Consider the following 15,250-nt stretch of genomic DNA (forward strand, 5'->3'; position numbering starts at 1 on the left):
GTCAGGAGGGGGTGGGGACCGCGTCGCAGAGGGAGAGGGCGTGGATGCGGTCGGGGGCGCCGGGGCGGGCGTAGTACCAGCCCTGAGCGGTGTCGCAGCCGAGGGCGCGCAGCTGGGCGGCCTGGGCTCCGGTCTCCACACCCTCGACCGTGACGGCGAGTTCGAGGCTGTGGGCGAGGGCGACGATGCCTTCCACGATCTTGACGTCGACCGGGTTGGCGGGCTGCTGCTGCATGCCCTTGGTGAAGGAGCGGTCCAGCTTCAGCACGCTGACCGGCAGGCGGCGCAGGTTCGCCAGGTTCGAATAGCCGGTGCCGAAGTCGTCGAGGGCGATGTCCACGCCGAGCTCGGCCAGCCGGCGCAGCGGTTCCAGGAGTTCGTCGTCGGCGCCGATCAGGGCCGATTCGGTGACCTCCAGGCACAGCGCGCCCGGGGCGAGGCCCGCGTTCTCCAGGACCGCGACGGTGTCGGCGACGAGGCCGGGGTGGTGCAGCTGGGTCGGCGAGAGGTTGACGTTGATCCGCAGGGCCGAACCGCCGAGCTGGCGCTGCCAGTTGCGGGCCTGGCGGACCGATTCCTCCAGGACCCAGCGGCCGAGCGGCACGATCAGCCCGGTGCGCTCGGCGAGCGGGATGAAGCGGTCCGGGCCGAGCACCCCGTACTGCGGGTGCTCCCAGCGCACGAGCGCCTCGGCTCCGTGGACGCTGCCGTCGTGCATGTGGACCAGCGGCTGGTACTCGATGAAGAACTCGCCGCGCTCCAGGGCGGCGGGCAGGGCGTTGGTCAGGCCGTGGCGGGTGATGGCGCGGGCGTCGGCCTCCGCGTCGGCGAACTCGAAGCGGCTGCCGCCGGCCGCCTTGGCCCGGTACATGGTGATATCGGCGCTGCGCAGCACCTCCGCCGGGGTCCGCTCCCCCGCCGGGCCCTCGACGATGCCGATGCTGCCGCGCACCGACAGCTCCCGGCCCTCGATCCGGATCGGGGTGGAGAGCGCGGAGAGGATGCGGACCGCGAGCTCGGTCACCTTCTCCTCGGTGTCCGGGCCGGTGGTCAGGGCCACGAACTCGTCGCCGCCGAGCCGGGCGACGACCTCGCCCGGTCCGGTCGCGCAGCTCTGCAGCCGGTCGGCCACCTCCACCAGGAGCCGGTCGCCCGCGGAGTGGCCGAGGCTGTCGTTGACGGCCTTGAAGCCGTCGAGGTCCAGGTAGCACAGCCCGAAGCGGCTGCCGCCGGCCCCGCCGAGGGCCTTCTCCAGGCGCTCGAAGAACAGGGTCCGGTTGGGCAGTCCGGTCAGGGCGTCGTGGGTGGCCTCGTAGCGCAGGCGCAGGTTCAGCAGGCGCCGCTCGGTGGTGTCCTCCATCAGGGCCAGCTGGTACTGCGGCACCCCGTCGGCGTCCCGGAGCAGGGAGACCGTGAGGTTGGTCCACAGGACGGTCCCGTCGTGCCGGTAGTACGGCTTCTCCACCCGGTAGCTCTCGCGTTCGCCGCGGACCAGCTCCCCGTACATGCGCCACACGTGCGGGGCGTCGTCGGGGTGGCCCCACTCGCTGACGTTGCGGCCGCGGACGTGCCCGCCCATGCCGCCGAACATCTGCAGCAGGGCGTCGTTGACCTCGATGACGTTGCCCTCCAGGTCGGCGATGCCGATGCCGATGGCCGCGCCCTCGAAGACCGCCCGGAAGCGCTCCTCGCTCGCGTGCAGGGCTTGCTGGGCGTCGATGCGGGCGGTCAGCGCGGAGCGGGCGATGGCCTCCTGCTCCCGCAGGGTGCGCTCGCGCAGGGCCCGGGCGAAGCCCGCCGCGATGCCGTGCTGGAGCCGGGCGCAGCGCGAGCGGTACTCCTCGGCGCCCTCGACGCCGACCCCGTCGGGGCCGCAGTAGAGCACGAGGTAGGACTCGACGACGCCGAGCGTTCCGGCCAGCGCCTCGGGGTCGGTGCAGTGGACGGCGACGAGCTCGGTCCCCACCTGCTGGGCTACGGTCGCGTCGAAGGGCCGGGCGTGCAGGGCCTCGGCGAGGGTCCGGGTGAGCGGCACGAGGTGCTGCTCGAACTCGACGCGGGTGAGCGAGGTCGCGGTGAAGGGGAAGATGGCGCGGCCCCAGATGGTCGCGAAGCGCCCGATCCGGTCCTCCAGGCCGGCGCGCAGCGCGGCGGGGCCCGCCGGTCGTGCCGGCGGGCCGGGTGGCGGGGTCTGGGCGGGTGCGCCCGGTGCGGGTTCCGCGCCGTCGGGGGTCGGTGTGCCGGGAGGCACCGCGGCCGGGGATCTCACGCCTTGCGTCCCACTCCGCCGAAGCCCGAGAACGCGTACGGGTCCTCCGGCATCTCCCCGTCCTGCGGGTCCGCGAGGCCGTCCGGCTGCCAGTTCGGCATCGAGACGAGCCCCGGGTCGACCAGCTCGAACCCGTCGAAGAAGCGGGTGACCTCCTCGCGACTGCGCATCACCAGCGGGTTGCGGATGTCGCGGTAGACGCCGACCATGCCGCCGGCGACGTCCTCGGAGAGCGGGAGGCCTTCGTACGAGGCGTGCGTGAGGACCAGCAGGCTGCCGGCGGGCAGCGCGTCGCGCAGCTCTGCGACGGCGGCGTACGGGTCGTCGGCGTCCTCCAGGAAGTGCAGGACGGCGACCAGGAGCAGGGCGACCGGCCGGTCGAGGTCCAGCAGTCGGACGGTCTCGGGGGCGGACAGGATGTCGCGGGGCTTGCGCAGGTCGGCGGCGATGACGGCGGTGCGGTCGTCGCCGGCCAGGACGGCGCGGCTGTGCGCGACGGCCACCGGGTCGTGGTCGACGTAGACGACGCGGGCCTCGGGGCTGGCGGCCTGGGCGACCTCGTGGACGTTGCCGAAGGTGGGGATGCCGGAGCCGATGTCGAGGAACTGGGTGATGCCCCGGGAGACGGCGTAGCGGACGGCGCGGCGCATGAAGGCCCGGTTGGCCTGCATGATCTTGGGCAGGCCCGGCATGAACTCCATGGCGCGGCGGGCGGCCTGGCGGTCGACCTCGAAGTTGTGCGATCCGCCCAGGTAGTAATCGTAGATGCGGGACACGCTCGGCACGGATATGTCGATCCCTGGCGGGGCCCAGGCGGGGCGCTCCATCGCGGTCTCCAAGTCGTGGTCGAGTGCGGTCGTTGCGGGCTCGGACAGCTGTCCGAGCCGAATGTACTGATCATTGCCCAAGGGAGCGAGCAAAAGCGGAAATTGGTGATCCGTTCTTCATCACACACCAAAGGCCCCTACGGCCCCCGCCGCACCGGATGACCGAAACCGACAAGTCGCTTATGGGATTGAACGACTCTGCGATCGGATGCCTTCGGTTCGTGGCTCAAACCTCTACGGTCTGCGCTCCACCCGTTCAGGCGAACCGGGACCGGGTCCCGCGTGCGCGGGCGCGCGCGAGCCCATGCTGCCGGGGTGAACAGAGCCTCTACCAGGCGCCTGCTGGCGGTCCCCGCCCTGCTGTGGGTGGCCTTGTCGGCCACTCCGGCCGTGGCCGATAGCTGCGCCCACGCGACGGTCTGCGCCGGCGGCGCCGCGGATGCCGCCGGGCTGGTCGCAGCCGCCGGCAGCAGCCCCTCAGAAGGGGCCCGGGGTGGCGCACATCACGGCGACGGCCCGCCGGGCGGCCGCGGAAACGGTCATGCCGGCACCCACGGCAACGGCAACGGCAACGGATGGCACCACGGTGGCGGCCACGGCCACGACGGGCACCACTGCCCTCCGCCGCCGCCCCCGCCGTGCCCGCCGAAGCCGACCCCGAAGCCGACCCCGCCACCGCCACCGCCGCCCGCGCCGACTCCGCCGCCCGCCCCGAAGCCCACCCCGCCACCGCCGCCCAGGCCGGCGCCGCCCCCGCCGCCGAAGCCGGCCCCGAAGGCCCCCGAACCGGCCGCGCACCCCGCGTACGCCGCCCCGGCCCCCGCGGTGACTCCGCCACCGCCACCGCCCGTGAAGAAGGCCGTGGCCCGGCCCGCGTACCACGCGGCAGCCGCCAAGCCGGTCGGGCACCACATCTCGCCGGTGACCTTCACGCTCATGACCGCGGCGCCCGCGGTGCTCGCGATCGTCGCGCTGCGCCCGCGCTAACCCCGGCCCCCACCCGCCCGTGGGGCCCCACCCGTCCGTGACCGATTGGGAGTCATCTTGTCGGAATGGCTCGTCCTGACCCTCGCGATGGCCGCGGCCTGCGCCGTGGTGCTGGCCATCGCCTTCTTCAACCACCGCCGGATCGGCGACGACGACGATCCGAACGAGACCCCGGACGTCATCGAGTACATGACGATGATGATCGGGGTGATCTACGCGATCGTGCTGGGCCTGGCGATCGCCGGCGTCTGGGAGGGCCGCGGGGCCGCCCAGGAGTACGTGCGCCAGGAGGCGCAGGCCCTGCACGAGATCAGCGCCCGCGCCCAGGTCTACCCCGCCGAGGTGCGGGGGAAGATCCGCTCCGACGTCGACGCGTACGTGACGTACGTGGTGGACACGGAGTGGAAGGAGATGGCCGAGCACGAGACCGTCACGGACCGCAGCGCCGAGCTGCTGGAGCGCATCCGGCGCGACGTGACCGACTACGTGCCCCAGACCGACCACGAGGGCCAGGCCTACCAGCCGCTCGTGGACCAGGTGGCCCTGGTGGACGACGCCCGCAGTGCACGTGCCGAGAGCGCGGGGGCGACCATGCCCGGGGTGGTCTGGTTCGGGCTGATCACCGGGGCCCTGGTGACGGTCGGGATGATCTTCACCCTCCAGATCCGCCGCTCTTTCCGGGAGTTGCTGCTGGCGGGCCTGTTCAGCGCGTTGATCGCCTTCCTGCTGTTCCTGATCTGGGACTTCGACGCCCCCTTCGGCCGGGGCATCGCCGCCACCGCCGAGCCGTTCTTCGCGCAGTTCCCCCACCTGGGCCTGGAGGACTGACCGCACGCGCACGCAGGTGCGCCGGCCAAACCCATGCGGGGCTCCGCATCACCGGTTCGGCTCACCTGCGTGCCCCGTTTGCCCGTTCCTGATCGCGGGTCACCGCGCCCGCACCTAGCGTGGCGGACACCGAGGTGCACGACCTCCCACCGGCGGAAAAACCCTTCCGCGGGTGCTCCTCGCCAGATCCGGAGAACCCACGATGAGTGCGATACGTACCTCCGCCACAGCCCTGCTGAGCGCCGGCGCCGCGGGCGCCGTACTCACGCTCGGTGCCTTCGGCGCGGCCGCCGCGAGCGCGGCCGAGGCGCAGCCCGTCACATCGTTCGGCTTCGCCCTCACCCCGTCCACGGTCGATCCCGGCGGGCAGACCGTGCTCTCCGTCACCGGCTGCGACGCGGCCTACGCGACCGTCTCCTCGGGCGTCTTCGACACCGTGAGCATCCCGCGCGGCCAGACGGCACGCGTCCGGGTCGACCGCGACGTCCGCCGCGGGGCCGTCTACTCGGTCACCTTCACCTGCAACGGCGAGAACGGCTCGGCCGACCTCACCATCGCCGGCGGCACCAGCCGGCCCACCACCAGTTCCACGTCCAGCGCCTGGGCCCTGCCGCGGCCCGTCGGGCCGGCGGGCACGGCCACCGTGGCCGCCCGGGGCGCCTCGCTCGGGGTCCGCGGCGGGCTGGGCGGCAGCGCGGCCGGGATGGACCCGTGGGAACTCTGCGCCGGCGGCGGCCTCTTCCTCGTCGCGACGGGCGCGACCGCGTACGCGCTCCGCCGCCGCGCCACCCGCGTGCACTGACGCCGCACCCGGACCGCCGTACGGGGGCCGGCGGGCGCCGGCCGCCGGTCGCCCCGGGTCCAGGGTCCCGGCCCGGATCCGGGGCGGCCGGCGGTTCACCGGGTGGGGACCGGGGAGGTCGGCCGGCCGTCAGGCCCGGTTGCGAGACGGGCGGCGCCGGCGCACCAGGTGGACGCCCGCACCGAGCGCCCCGGCTCCCACCAGGCTCGCGCCGATGGCCGTCTCGGCGGTGGACGGGCCGAACGAGCCGCCGAGGCCGCCCTGTGCGCCCCTGCCCTCGAGGATCGTGAAGCGGTGGGTGGCAACCAGGCTGTTGTCGTTGCACTTGACGGACAGTGTGTGGTTGCCGGGCGTGGCGTGGTTGAAGATGCGGACGGTCGCGAACCCGATCGAGCCGGCCGAGAGGTTGGCCTGCGGAAAGTTGTTGGGCGACCAGACGGTGCCGCCGTGGGTGCAACCGGCTGCGCTGACCTGCATCGTGGAGCCCTGGTGCACGGAGTACGGGTTGACCGTGACGTTGCTGGGCCCCCTGCCCCCGTCGCCGCCCCGGCCGAGGTCCCCGTCGCCGCCCCGGACGCCGGCCAGGCCGCCCGGGGGGAGGCCGCCCCCGGCCAGGCCGCCCACGGGGAGGCCGCCCGCAGGGAGGCCGCGGGTGCCGGGCGGATCGCCTGCGGGGGCGGCCGCGGGGGCGCCCGGTGCTCCGGGCACCTCGCCCAGGGGTGCCGCGGGGGCCTCCGGAGCGGCGGGTGCCTCGGCCGCGGGGGGCGCCGCGGGGGCATTCGGGGCGGCGGGCGGCTCGGCCGCGGGGGGCGCCGCGGGGGCACTCGGACCGGCCGGCGGATCGGCCGCGGGGGTGGCCCGGGCGCCGGGCGGGTCGTTTACGGGGTTCGCCGAGGCCAACGGAATACTGAGACCGACTGCGGCGCAGGCCGCCGCGGTCACGGTGAGAGCGCGCAGAACACGCATGGTGGAACCTCCAGCGGAAAGCGCCCCGGAGCGGTCGCCCGGGCTGATCGACGAGAACGCCTCCCACCAGGAACCCTCGGGGCGCCCCGCAAGCAGCGCACGTCCGGCTTTGGGCCGCACGGTTGAGCGACACGCCGAGGGGGTGGCCGGGGCTGCTGACGGATCCGCAGGTCACGACCCGTCAGCTGTTTATGTGATGAATACCTGTATGGGCGCATCCGTTCCGTAGCGGCCACCCGTTCGCCCTTCACCGATCGCCGTCTTGCGCAACCGCCCTTAGCGTGCGTGGAGAAGGGCGTACAGGGGTGGGACGGGAGCGCGGGTCGGGACCCCCGCGTCGGGAAGGGAGAGCCATGACCGAGGACGAGAGCGAGCAGCCGCCGAGAAGACGATCGCCCTGGGGCGTGCTCGCACTGGTCATGCTCAGCGGCCTCGCGCTGATGCGCAACGGAGCGGGCTTCGGGGACGGGCCGCCGCAGCCGACGGCCGCCTCGGCGGTGGCACCCGCCACCCCGCTTCCGTCGGGCGCCGCCGTGCCGCAGGCGCCGGTACCGGCTCCCGTGGCGTCGATGCCGCCGGAGCCGCTGGGGCATTCCTCCGTGCAGCGCATCCGGATCCCCGAGATCAAGGTGGACGCGCCGGTGATGACGGTCGGGGTGGACGCCCAGGGCTGGATCGACGCCCCACCGCCGGAGGACGCGAACCTGGCGGGTTGGTACCTCAACGGGATCTCCCCCGGGCAGCGCGGTTCGGCGGTGATCGTCGGACACGTGGACAACGCGCAGGGACCCGCCGTCTTCTACGGCCTCGGTTCGCTGCACAAGGGCAACCACATCGAGGTGCAGCGCTACGACGGGCGCACTGCGGTGTTCGAGGTGTACGGGGTGGAGGTGTTCTCCAAGGACACCTTCCCCGGCGCCCGGGTCTACGGGGACACCGGCCTGCCCGAGCTCCGGGTGATCACCTGCGGCGGCAGCTACTCCAAGGCCCGGGGCTACGACGGCAACGTGGTCGTCTTCGCCCGGATGGTCTCGGCCCGCTGACGGCCGTACGGGGCGCGGTGTCCGCCGCGGGCGGCACCGGCCCCGTACGGGGCGGCCCCCTGCGCCACGGTGCCGTACGGGGCGCCCGTACGGCACCGGCCCGCCGCGGGGGCGGCTTCAGCGCGGCGGCAGTGGCGGGAGGGTCATGCGGTAGCCGCGGGCGAGGAGTTGGGGGAGGTACGCGGTCAGCGCCCGGACGGTCTGGACGCGGTCGCCGCCCGCGTCGTGGTTGAGGACGATCACGCCGGGTCCTGCGCCCTGCAGGACGCTCGAGATGATCGTGGCCGTGCCCGGATCCTTCCAGTCGAGGCTGTCGAGGGTCCAGGCGAGCGGCTCCATGCCCAGTTCGGCCCCGATCTCGAACGCGGCCCGGTTCCACTCCCCGTACGGCGCGCGGAACCACACGGGCGGCTCGCCCACCGTCTCCTGGACCAGCTCGCTGGTACGGGCGATCTCGGCGGCGAGGTCGGGCCGGCTGAGCCTGGGGATGTGGGGGTGGGACCAGGTGTGGTTGCCGATGACGTGGCCCTCGGCGCTCATCCGGCGCAGCAGGTCCCTGTTCTCGGAGGCCCTCTCCCCGCAGACGAGGAACACCGCGCGGACGTCGTACCGGGCGAGGGTGTCGAGGATGTGGGGGGTGTGGCGGGAGTCGGGGCCGTCGTCGAAGGTGAGGGCCATGGCCCCGGCCCTGGTCGCCTCGGGCGGGAGTTCCATGACGGGGCGGGTGCGGACGGCGGGTCTGGCCACGGGCGGGCTCAGGGGCACCTCCGCGGTCATGGGGCTCAGGCGGTACGGGGTGCGGGCGGACGTCTGCGGCCGCGGGGCCCGGACTCCGCGCGGTCCGGGGCCGCCGCCGCCTCTGGGCTGCCCGGCCGCGGGACCGGCGCCCGGACCGGATCCCGCACCGGCTCCGCCGCCGGCGGTCTGTCCGGGGGTGCCGGTGCCGCCGTCGAGCAGTCCGCAGGCCCCGGCGATTCCGAGGAAGACGGCGGTCCGCAGGACCACGCGCCGCCCTACTGTCGGCTCGTCATTTTTCATTACTACTACGTACCAACGACTTCGCCGCCGAGGCCGGGAGGCGCGGACGCGCCCGCCTCCCCTCACCCGGTCGGCGGATCAGCCGCGCCGCACCAGCGGGAACGGCAGCGTCTCGCGGATCGTCAGGCCCGTGAGGAACATGACGAGCCGGTCCACCCCGATCCCGAGGCCCCCGGTCGGCGGCATCGCGTACTCCAGTGCGTCCAGGAAGTCCTCGTCCAGCTCCATCGCCTCCGCATCGCCGCCCGCCGCCAGGAGCGACTGGGCGGTCAGCCGGCGCCGCTGCTCGACGGGGTCGGTGAGCTCCGAGTAGGCGGTGCCCAGCTCGGTGCCGAAGGCCACCAGGTCCCAGCGCTCGGCGAGGCGCGGGTCCAGGCGGTGCTGCCGGGTCAGCGGGGAGACGTCGGTGGGGAAGTCCTTGTAGAAGGTGGGCAGGGTGGTCTTCTCCTCCACCAGCCGTTCGTACATCTCCAGCACCACGTCTCCGCGGGTGTCCTCCGGCGCGTGCGGCACCCCGGCCCGGTCGCACAGCGCGCGCAGCGCGTTCTCCTCGGTGTCGGCGTCGACCGGTTCCCCGAGCGCCTCGCTGATCGCCCCGTACACGGTCCTGACCGGCCAGGGGCCCGAGATGTCGTGGACGGTGAGCTTGCCGTCCGGGCCTGCCTTGTGGGCGATCGGCTCGCCGAACGCGGCGCTCGCCGCGCCCTGGATCAGCTCGCGCGTGAGGTCGAGCATCACGTCGTAGTCGGCGAAGGCCTGGTAGGCCTCCAGCATCGTGAACTCGGGGTTGTGCTTGTAGGAGACGCCCTCGTTGCGGAAGGTGCGGCCCATCTCGAAGACCTTCTCCAGGCCTCCCACGCACAGCCGTTTGAGGTACAGCTCGGGCGCGATGCGCAGGTACAGGTCGAGGTCGTAGGCGTTGATGTGGGTGCGGAAGGGCCGGGCGTTGGCGCCGCCGTGGATCTGCTGGAGCATCGGGGTCTCGACCTCCAGGTACCCGCGGTCCAGCAGCCCCTGGCGCAGGGCCTGGACGGCGGCCGAGCGGGCCCGTACGACGTCCCGGGCCTCGGGGCTGGCCACCAGGTCGAGGTAGCGGCGCCGGACCCGGGCCTCCGGGTCGGCCAGGCCCTTGCGCTTGTCCGGCAGGGGGCGCAGGCACTTGCCGGTGAGCTGCCAGGAGGTGACGACGAGGGAGAGCTCGCCGGACCTGCTGGTGCCGATCTCGCCGGTGGCGAGGACGTGGTCGCCGAAGTCGACGCGGGAGGTGAAGGCGTCCAGTACGTCCGCCCCCGCCTCGTCGCGGGTGAGCAGCAGCTGTATGTCCCCCGACCAGTCGCGCAGGACCGAGAAGACCACGCCGCCGAGGTCGCGTACGACCATCACGCGCCCGGCGAGGGTGGCCCGTTCGCCGGTGCGGTCGCCGGGCGGGCGGCCGGGGTGGGCGGCCCGGAGCCCGGCCGCGGTGTGGGTGCGCGGGGGGATGCCGACCGGGTACGGGTCCACGCCGGCCGCGCGGATGCGCTCCAGCTTGTCGTGGCGGACCCGTACCTGGTCGGGGAGCCGCTCGGCCGGGGTGGCGCGCCCCTCCTCCAGCGCGGCGAGTTCCAGACCGAGGGCGTCGAGGGAGGGCAGGCCCTCGGTGGTGGCGGGGGCGGCGGCGCCGCCCCTGGGGTGGCCCTTCCCCCACAGTTTGCGCAGGCTCGGCACGGAGACGAAGCCCTCGGCGATCCCGGAGGCGAGGCTGACCCGGGCGAGCGAGCCGGCGTCCTGGTAGCACAGGAACCGCGGGTACCACTCCGGTCCGTACTTGACGTTGGAGCGGTACAGGGCCTCCAGCTGCCACCAGCGGGAGAAGAACAGCAGCAGCCGGCGCCACAGCTTCAGGACCGGGCCCGCGCCGATGCGGCCTCCCTCCTCGAACGCGGAGCGGAAGACGGCGAAGTTGAGGGAGATGCGGCGCACGCCGAGGCCGGGGGCAGCGGCGCACAGCTCGGCGACCATGAACTCCATGACCCCGTTGGGGGCGGTGCGGTCGCGGCGCATCAGGTCCAGGGAGATGCCGTCCCTGCCCCAGGGGACGAAGGACAGCAGGGCGATCAGCTCGCCGTCCTTGTCGAAGGCCTCGACGAGCAGGCAGTCCCCGTCGGCGGGGTCGCCGAGCCGGTCCAGGGCCATGGAGAACCCGCGCTCGGTCTCGGTGTCGCGCCAGGTGTCGGCGCGGTCGATGATCCGCTGCATCTCCTCCTCGGTCAGGGCGGAGTGGCGGCGGATGAGGGTGGTGGCGCCGGCCCGTTTGACGCGGTTGACGGCCTGGCGGGTGACGCGCATGTCGCGGCCGTCGAGGTCGAAGTGGGCGACGTGGAGGATGGCCTCGTCGCCGAGTTGGAGGGCGCTGAGCCCGGAACGGGCGTAGGCGGTGGCGCCGTCCTCGGAGGCGCCCATCACGGCGGGCTGCCAGCCGTGGCGGCGGGCGACGCCGAGCCAGGCGTCGATGGCGGGGGTCCAGGCACCCGGGTCGCCCACCGGGTCGCCGCTGGCGAGGCAGACACCGGCCTCGACGCGGTAGGTGACGCAGGCCTTGCCGTTGGGGGCGAAGACGACGGCCTTGTCGCGGCGGGTGGCGAAGTAGCCGAGGGAGTCGCTGCGGCCGTACACACGGAGCAGGGCGCGGATGCGGGGCTCCTCGTCGCCGTGCAGGGCGGCGGTCAGCCGCTGGGAGCGGAAGAGGGTGGCGGCGGCGTTCAGCAGGGCGAGGGCGCCGAAGAGGCCGAGGAGGAATTTCAGGGGGTGCGGCGGGCGGCCGTCGAACTGGCGGTCGGAGAACAGGCCGCCGAAGACCTGTGTGGCGGCCCAGTCCAGCCACTGGTCGCGGGGCAGGGTGCCGGGGAACAGCGCGACGAGCCCCCAGCCGAGCAGCACGGCGGCGAGCAGGCCGAGGCCCAGGACGAGCAGGGCCCGCCAGAAGGCGCCGGGGCGGGAGGCGGCGTAGAACTCCTTGCGCGCGGCGACCAGGACGACCAGGGCGGCGACGGCGATGGCCATGGAGGGGCCGCCGACCCAGTAGTCCCCGTCGGCCATGATCATCAGGTCGACCAGGATCAGCAGGGCCAGGTAGGTGACGACGATCCACCAGGCGACCTTCTTGCGGGTGCCGAGGGCGGCCGCGAGCAGGAAGAGGAAGACGGCGTAGGCGAGGTTCGCACTGACGGGCACCACGAACTCGTCGAGGAAGCGCACGACGTGCCGCAGGAGGTGGCGCAGCGTCGGGGAGAGCGCGAGGAGGGCGCAGAACACTCCGAGCGTGCCGAAGAACGCGGCGGATCCGTCCGGCACCCGGTTCAGGAAGCGGTTCCGGGTGCCGCGGGTACCGCCGCCGGGGCCGCCGGTGCCGCGGGTCTCCTCCAGGGTGGCGCTCATGGTTCGCACTGTAGGGAGGGCGGCGGGGCTCCGCGCGGCGAGGCGTACGGCCCCGTGTCAGGGCCGGCCGGCCATCGTGAGGCCGTCCTTGGCCGCTCCGCGGCTGAGGACGGCCCCGGTTATGGCCTCCTGGGCGCGGCGGTGGTCGCCGTCGTCCGGGTCCGCGGCGAGGGCGGCCGGGAGGTTGACGACCTGGCCGGCGGACAGGTCCATCATCTGCGGTACGAACTCGGCCTTGGTGACCTGCCAGCGCCCGCCGGGGGCCGCGGGCGGGGCGAAGGTGAAGCGGCCGATGGAGCCGTAGTCGCCGCGCACGTCCCGTGCGCCCGAGTGGTTGAACATCTCGCCGGCGACCTGGTCGCCCATGCCGTAGATGATCCAGGTCCCGTTGACCTTCTCGTAGGCCTGCGGTATGTGGGCGTGGGTCCCGAGTATCAGGTCTATGTCGGGGCGCCCGGCGGTCTGCGAGGCGGTCAGGTCCTTGCCGAGGGAGAGCTGCTTCTCGTCCGGCTCGGTCTGCCATTCGGTGCCCCAGTGCAGGCTGACCAGGACCACGTCCGCGCCCGCCTTCCGGGCGGCCCGCGCATCCGCGATGATCCTGTCCTTCTCCATGAGGTTGACGGCCCAGGGCCGGCCCTGGGGCATCGGGTAGCCGTTGGTGCCGTACGTGTAGGCGAGGTGGGCGACCTTCGCGGTCCCGGCCGTGTACAGGGTCGGGGTGGCCGCCTCGGCTGCCGTACGGGCCGATCCGGCGTGCTTGAGGCCGACGCGGTCGAAGGTGTCGAGGGTGCGTCCCAGCCCCTCGGCCCCGGCGTCGAGGGTGTGGTTGGAGGCCGTGGAGCAGCCGTCGTAGCCGGCGTCGCGGAGCCCTTCGGCGACCTGGGGCGGGGACTGGAAGGCGGGGTAGCCGGTGAACGGTCCGCCGTCGGGGCCGTAGACGGTCTCCATATGGCACAGGGCCAGGTCGGCGGCGGAGACGACCGGCTTGACCTTGGCGAACATCGGCTTGAAGTCGTAGCCGTTGCCGCCGGCGTTGTCGTGCGCCCGCTTGATGATCGAGTCGTGCGGCAGCACGTCGCCGCTGGCGACCAGGGTGAATCCGCGGGCGGCGGTGGACCGGCCGGTGCTCGGCGGTGGGGCCTGGGGATTGCCGAGGCGGGCCGAGGCGGGTTCCTTGTCGGCCGTGCAGGCGGCGGCCACGGCCGAGAGCAGGGTGGCCGAGAGCAGGGCGAGGGCCCGTCGGGCGTGCTGGGTCATCAGAGGGACTCCATTCGTAGGACTGCCTGATCATCTTTTAACCCATCAGGGGGTTGTTTGCGTGTCGGACAACGGATCCGCCGGCCGTCACCCGCCTGGCCCCCGGGGCCCGCCGCCGCCCCGCCCCTTCCGCCGCCCCCACGCCGCCGCCCGGCTGCCCGTTCGGCGCGCCGTTCGACCGTTCGTCGCCGGGCGCGGCCGCCCACCGGACCACCCGGGTGCTTGGGCGCAACGCCCTGGCCGGACCGTTCCCGCCGGCGCCCGGCGCAGGTCAGGGTGGGGCCATCAGCCCCCGAACGGACCCCGGAAGGAGCCACTCGTGCCCCTCTCCCCCGCCCTCGCGCGCACCGACCCCGAGGCGCTGGCCGAACTCCAGCGCGACCACGGACGGGCTCTGTTCGGTTTCCTGCTCGGCCTCACCGGCGGCGACTCCCAGCGCGCCGAGGACCTCGTCCAGGAGACCCTCGTACGGGCCTGGCAGCACCCGGAGGTCCTCTCCAGCGGCCACGAGTCCATGCGGCCCTGGCTGTTCACCGTCGCGCGAAGGCTCGCGATCGACGCGCGGCGGGCGCGCCTGTCCCGACCGCAGGAGGTCGACGCGGAGGGGCTGGAGCAGGCGGCGGCGCCCGAGGACGCGGTCGCCGGCTCCGTCACGGCGATCGACGTCCGCCGGGCCGTGGGCTCCCTGGGCCCGGAGCACCGGGAGGTGCTGATGCAGGTCTACTTCCGCGACCGCTCGGTGGCCGAGGCGGCGGCGGAGCTCGGCATCCCCGCCGGTACCGTCAAGTCCCGTACCCACTACGCCCTGCGCGCCCTGCGCAAGGGACTCCAGGGATACGGATACGGCCTCGGCGCCTGATCATCCCGGAAATCCACTCACGGAACGATCCCAATGCACGCGGATCGGACAGAAACCGCACGGAAATCGGCCTCAGACCGTTCAAGTTGAGTAAACATCCCCCGTTGTGCGAGGCGGTCGGTGAAGGCTCGACGCTGACGACGGCAAGCTCGACACGCGGGAGAAGGTGGAACGGTGCAGCCCGAGGGTACGAACGGCACCAGTGACGGCGGGCTCGCGGTGCCCATGGCATGGCTCTACGCGGAGTACATCGCCGACGAACTGCTGCGCACGGGCCAGCTGATCCCGGCCAGTACCCTGGAGTTCCGCGCCGGGCGCGACACGCTCGCCCTGACCATCTACCTCTCGGACGCCGCAGGCGAACTCTCCGGCATCCGGGTCGTCTCGCAGCTCGACGAGTGGCTGTCGCTGACCGCGTACGGGCACCCTTGGCGCGACTGGGTGCACACCCGGTTCCTCGCCCTGGGCGAGGAGGCCCGCGAGAGCGGCCGCGGCGAGGACCCTGACCTGGAACTGGCCCGCGCCGCCTGGGGCTGGCTGGACCGCACCGAGCTGTTCGCCACCAACCTCGACCCGGGCCGCCACGACCACACCGACCTCCCGCAGGGCCTCGACGAGAACGCCCGTGTGTGGACGCCCGCCTGGCAACTCGGCCTGCCGCTCGGCCACTTGGCCATGCACCTGTTCTGAGCCGCCGCCGGGGCAATCTCCACCCCGCCGACGCTTGGAGCCGCGGCCTTGCCATCCCGGCTCCCGCCGACGCCTGGGACGGGGGTCCGCCAAGTTCGGCCTCGCCGGCGTTTGAGGCGCGGGGTTCGGGGCGGCGCCCCGGGGAACCCGGCTCCGCCGGGCAGGGGGGGGCGGCCCCGCCCCCGCCCCCCCCCCCCCCCCCCCCCGGGGGGGGGGCGGGCGCCGGGGGCGGCGGGGGGCGGCGGGGGGGGGGGGGGGGCTCCGGGG

Annotated in this window: 12 protein-coding genes; 6 read left to right on the forward strand and 6 right to left on the reverse strand. The window is 73.8% G+C overall.

What is annotated here, in order from left to right; translation table 11 throughout:
- Position 1 precedes the first annotated feature (1 nt).
- Together ABZ924_RS27250 and ABZ924_RS27255 are read right to left on the reverse strand one after the other, a co-directional pair.
- Positions 2-2,146, reverse strand: coding sequence for an EAL domain-containing protein (locus ABZ924_RS27250; protein WP_361915084.1), 2,145 nt, complete (start codon positions 2,144-2,146; stop codon positions 2-4).
- A 119-nt stretch (positions 2,147-2,265) separates the two neighbouring features.
- Positions 2,266-3,096 (reverse strand): SAM-dependent methyltransferase, encoded by an 831-nt coding sequence (locus tag ABZ924_RS27255; protein WP_361915087.1) that lies wholly within the window; start codon positions 3,094-3,096, stop codon positions 2,266-2,268.
- Positions 3,097-3,945: 849 nt separating this feature from the next.
- Between ABZ924_RS27255 and ABZ924_RS27260 the strand changes: the two genes are divergently transcribed.
- The 3 genes from ABZ924_RS27260 to ABZ924_RS27270 all read left to right on the forward strand — a co-directional run bounded on the left by ABZ924_RS27260 (position 3,946) and on the right by ABZ924_RS27270 (position 5,713).
- On the forward strand, positions 3,946-4,083 hold the full coding sequence (locus tag ABZ924_RS27260; RefSeq protein WP_361915055.1) for a hypothetical protein: 138 nt from the start codon (positions 3,946-3,948) through the stop codon (positions 4,081-4,083).
- Between the two features lie 57 nt (positions 4,084-4,140).
- The gene (locus ABZ924_RS27265) at positions 4,141-4,911 is read left to right on the forward strand and encodes a hypothetical protein (protein ID WP_361915058.1); all 771 of its coding nucleotides are present in this window, start codon (positions 4,141-4,143) and stop codon (positions 4,909-4,911) included.
- 202 nt (positions 4,912-5,113) lie between these two features.
- Positions 5,114-5,713, forward strand: coding sequence for a hypothetical protein (locus ABZ924_RS27270; RefSeq protein WP_361915061.1), 600 nt, complete (start codon positions 5,114-5,116; stop codon positions 5,711-5,713).
- 129 nt (positions 5,714-5,842) lie between these two features.
- On the opposite strand, the gene ABZ924_RS27275 is transcribed toward ABZ924_RS27270, so the two are convergent.
- Entirely contained in the window at positions 5,843-6,421 is a 579-nt protein-coding gene (locus ABZ924_RS27275; RefSeq protein WP_361915064.1) for a hypothetical protein, read from the reverse strand.
- A 611-nt stretch (positions 6,422-7,032) separates the two neighbouring features.
- Between ABZ924_RS27275 and ABZ924_RS27280 the strand changes: the two genes are divergently transcribed.
- Complete coding sequence (locus ABZ924_RS27280) at positions 7,033-7,722, forward strand: class F sortase (protein WP_361915067.1); 690 nt, start codon at positions 7,033-7,035, stop codon at positions 7,720-7,722.
- A gap of 117 nt (positions 7,723-7,839) precedes the next feature.
- Here ABZ924_RS27280 and ABZ924_RS27285 read toward each other — a convergent pair whose 3' ends face one another.
- The 3 genes from ABZ924_RS27285 to ABZ924_RS27295 form a co-directional block, all read right to left on the reverse strand.
- Complete coding sequence (locus ABZ924_RS27285; RefSeq protein WP_361915070.1) at positions 7,840-8,760, reverse strand: polysaccharide deacetylase family protein; 921 nt, start codon at positions 8,758-8,760, stop codon at positions 7,840-7,842.
- Between the two features lie 78 nt (positions 8,761-8,838).
- Positions 8,839-12,177, reverse strand: coding sequence for a bifunctional lysylphosphatidylglycerol synthetase/lysine--tRNA ligase LysX (gene lysX, locus ABZ924_RS27290; protein WP_361915073.1), 3,339 nt, complete (start codon positions 12,175-12,177; stop codon positions 8,839-8,841).
- Positions 12,178-12,234: 57 nt separating this feature from the next.
- The gene (locus tag ABZ924_RS27295) at positions 12,235-13,434 is read right to left on the reverse strand and encodes a CapA family protein (protein WP_361915076.1); all 1,200 of its coding nucleotides are present in this window, start codon (positions 13,432-13,434) and stop codon (positions 12,235-12,237) included.
- A 319-nt stretch (positions 13,435-13,753) separates the two neighbouring features.
- Between ABZ924_RS27295 and ABZ924_RS27300 the strand changes: the two genes are divergently transcribed.
- Together ABZ924_RS27300 and ABZ924_RS27305 are read left to right on the forward strand one after the other, a co-directional pair.
- Positions 13,754-14,293, forward strand: coding sequence for a sigma-70 family RNA polymerase sigma factor (locus ABZ924_RS27300; RefSeq protein ID WP_361915079.1), 540 nt, complete (start codon positions 13,754-13,756; stop codon positions 14,291-14,293).
- Between the two features lie 225 nt (positions 14,294-14,518).
- Positions 14,519-14,983: a hypothetical protein gene (locus ABZ924_RS27305; protein ID WP_361915089.1), complete on the forward strand. Its 465-nt coding sequence runs from the start codon at positions 14,519-14,521 to the stop codon at positions 14,981-14,983.
- Positions 14,984-15,250: the final 267 nt, after the last annotated feature.

It is taken from the genome of Streptomyces sp. NPDC046876 (assembly GCF_040645035.1).
Lineage (GTDB): Bacteria > Actinomycetota > Actinomycetes > Streptomycetales > Streptomycetaceae > Streptomyces.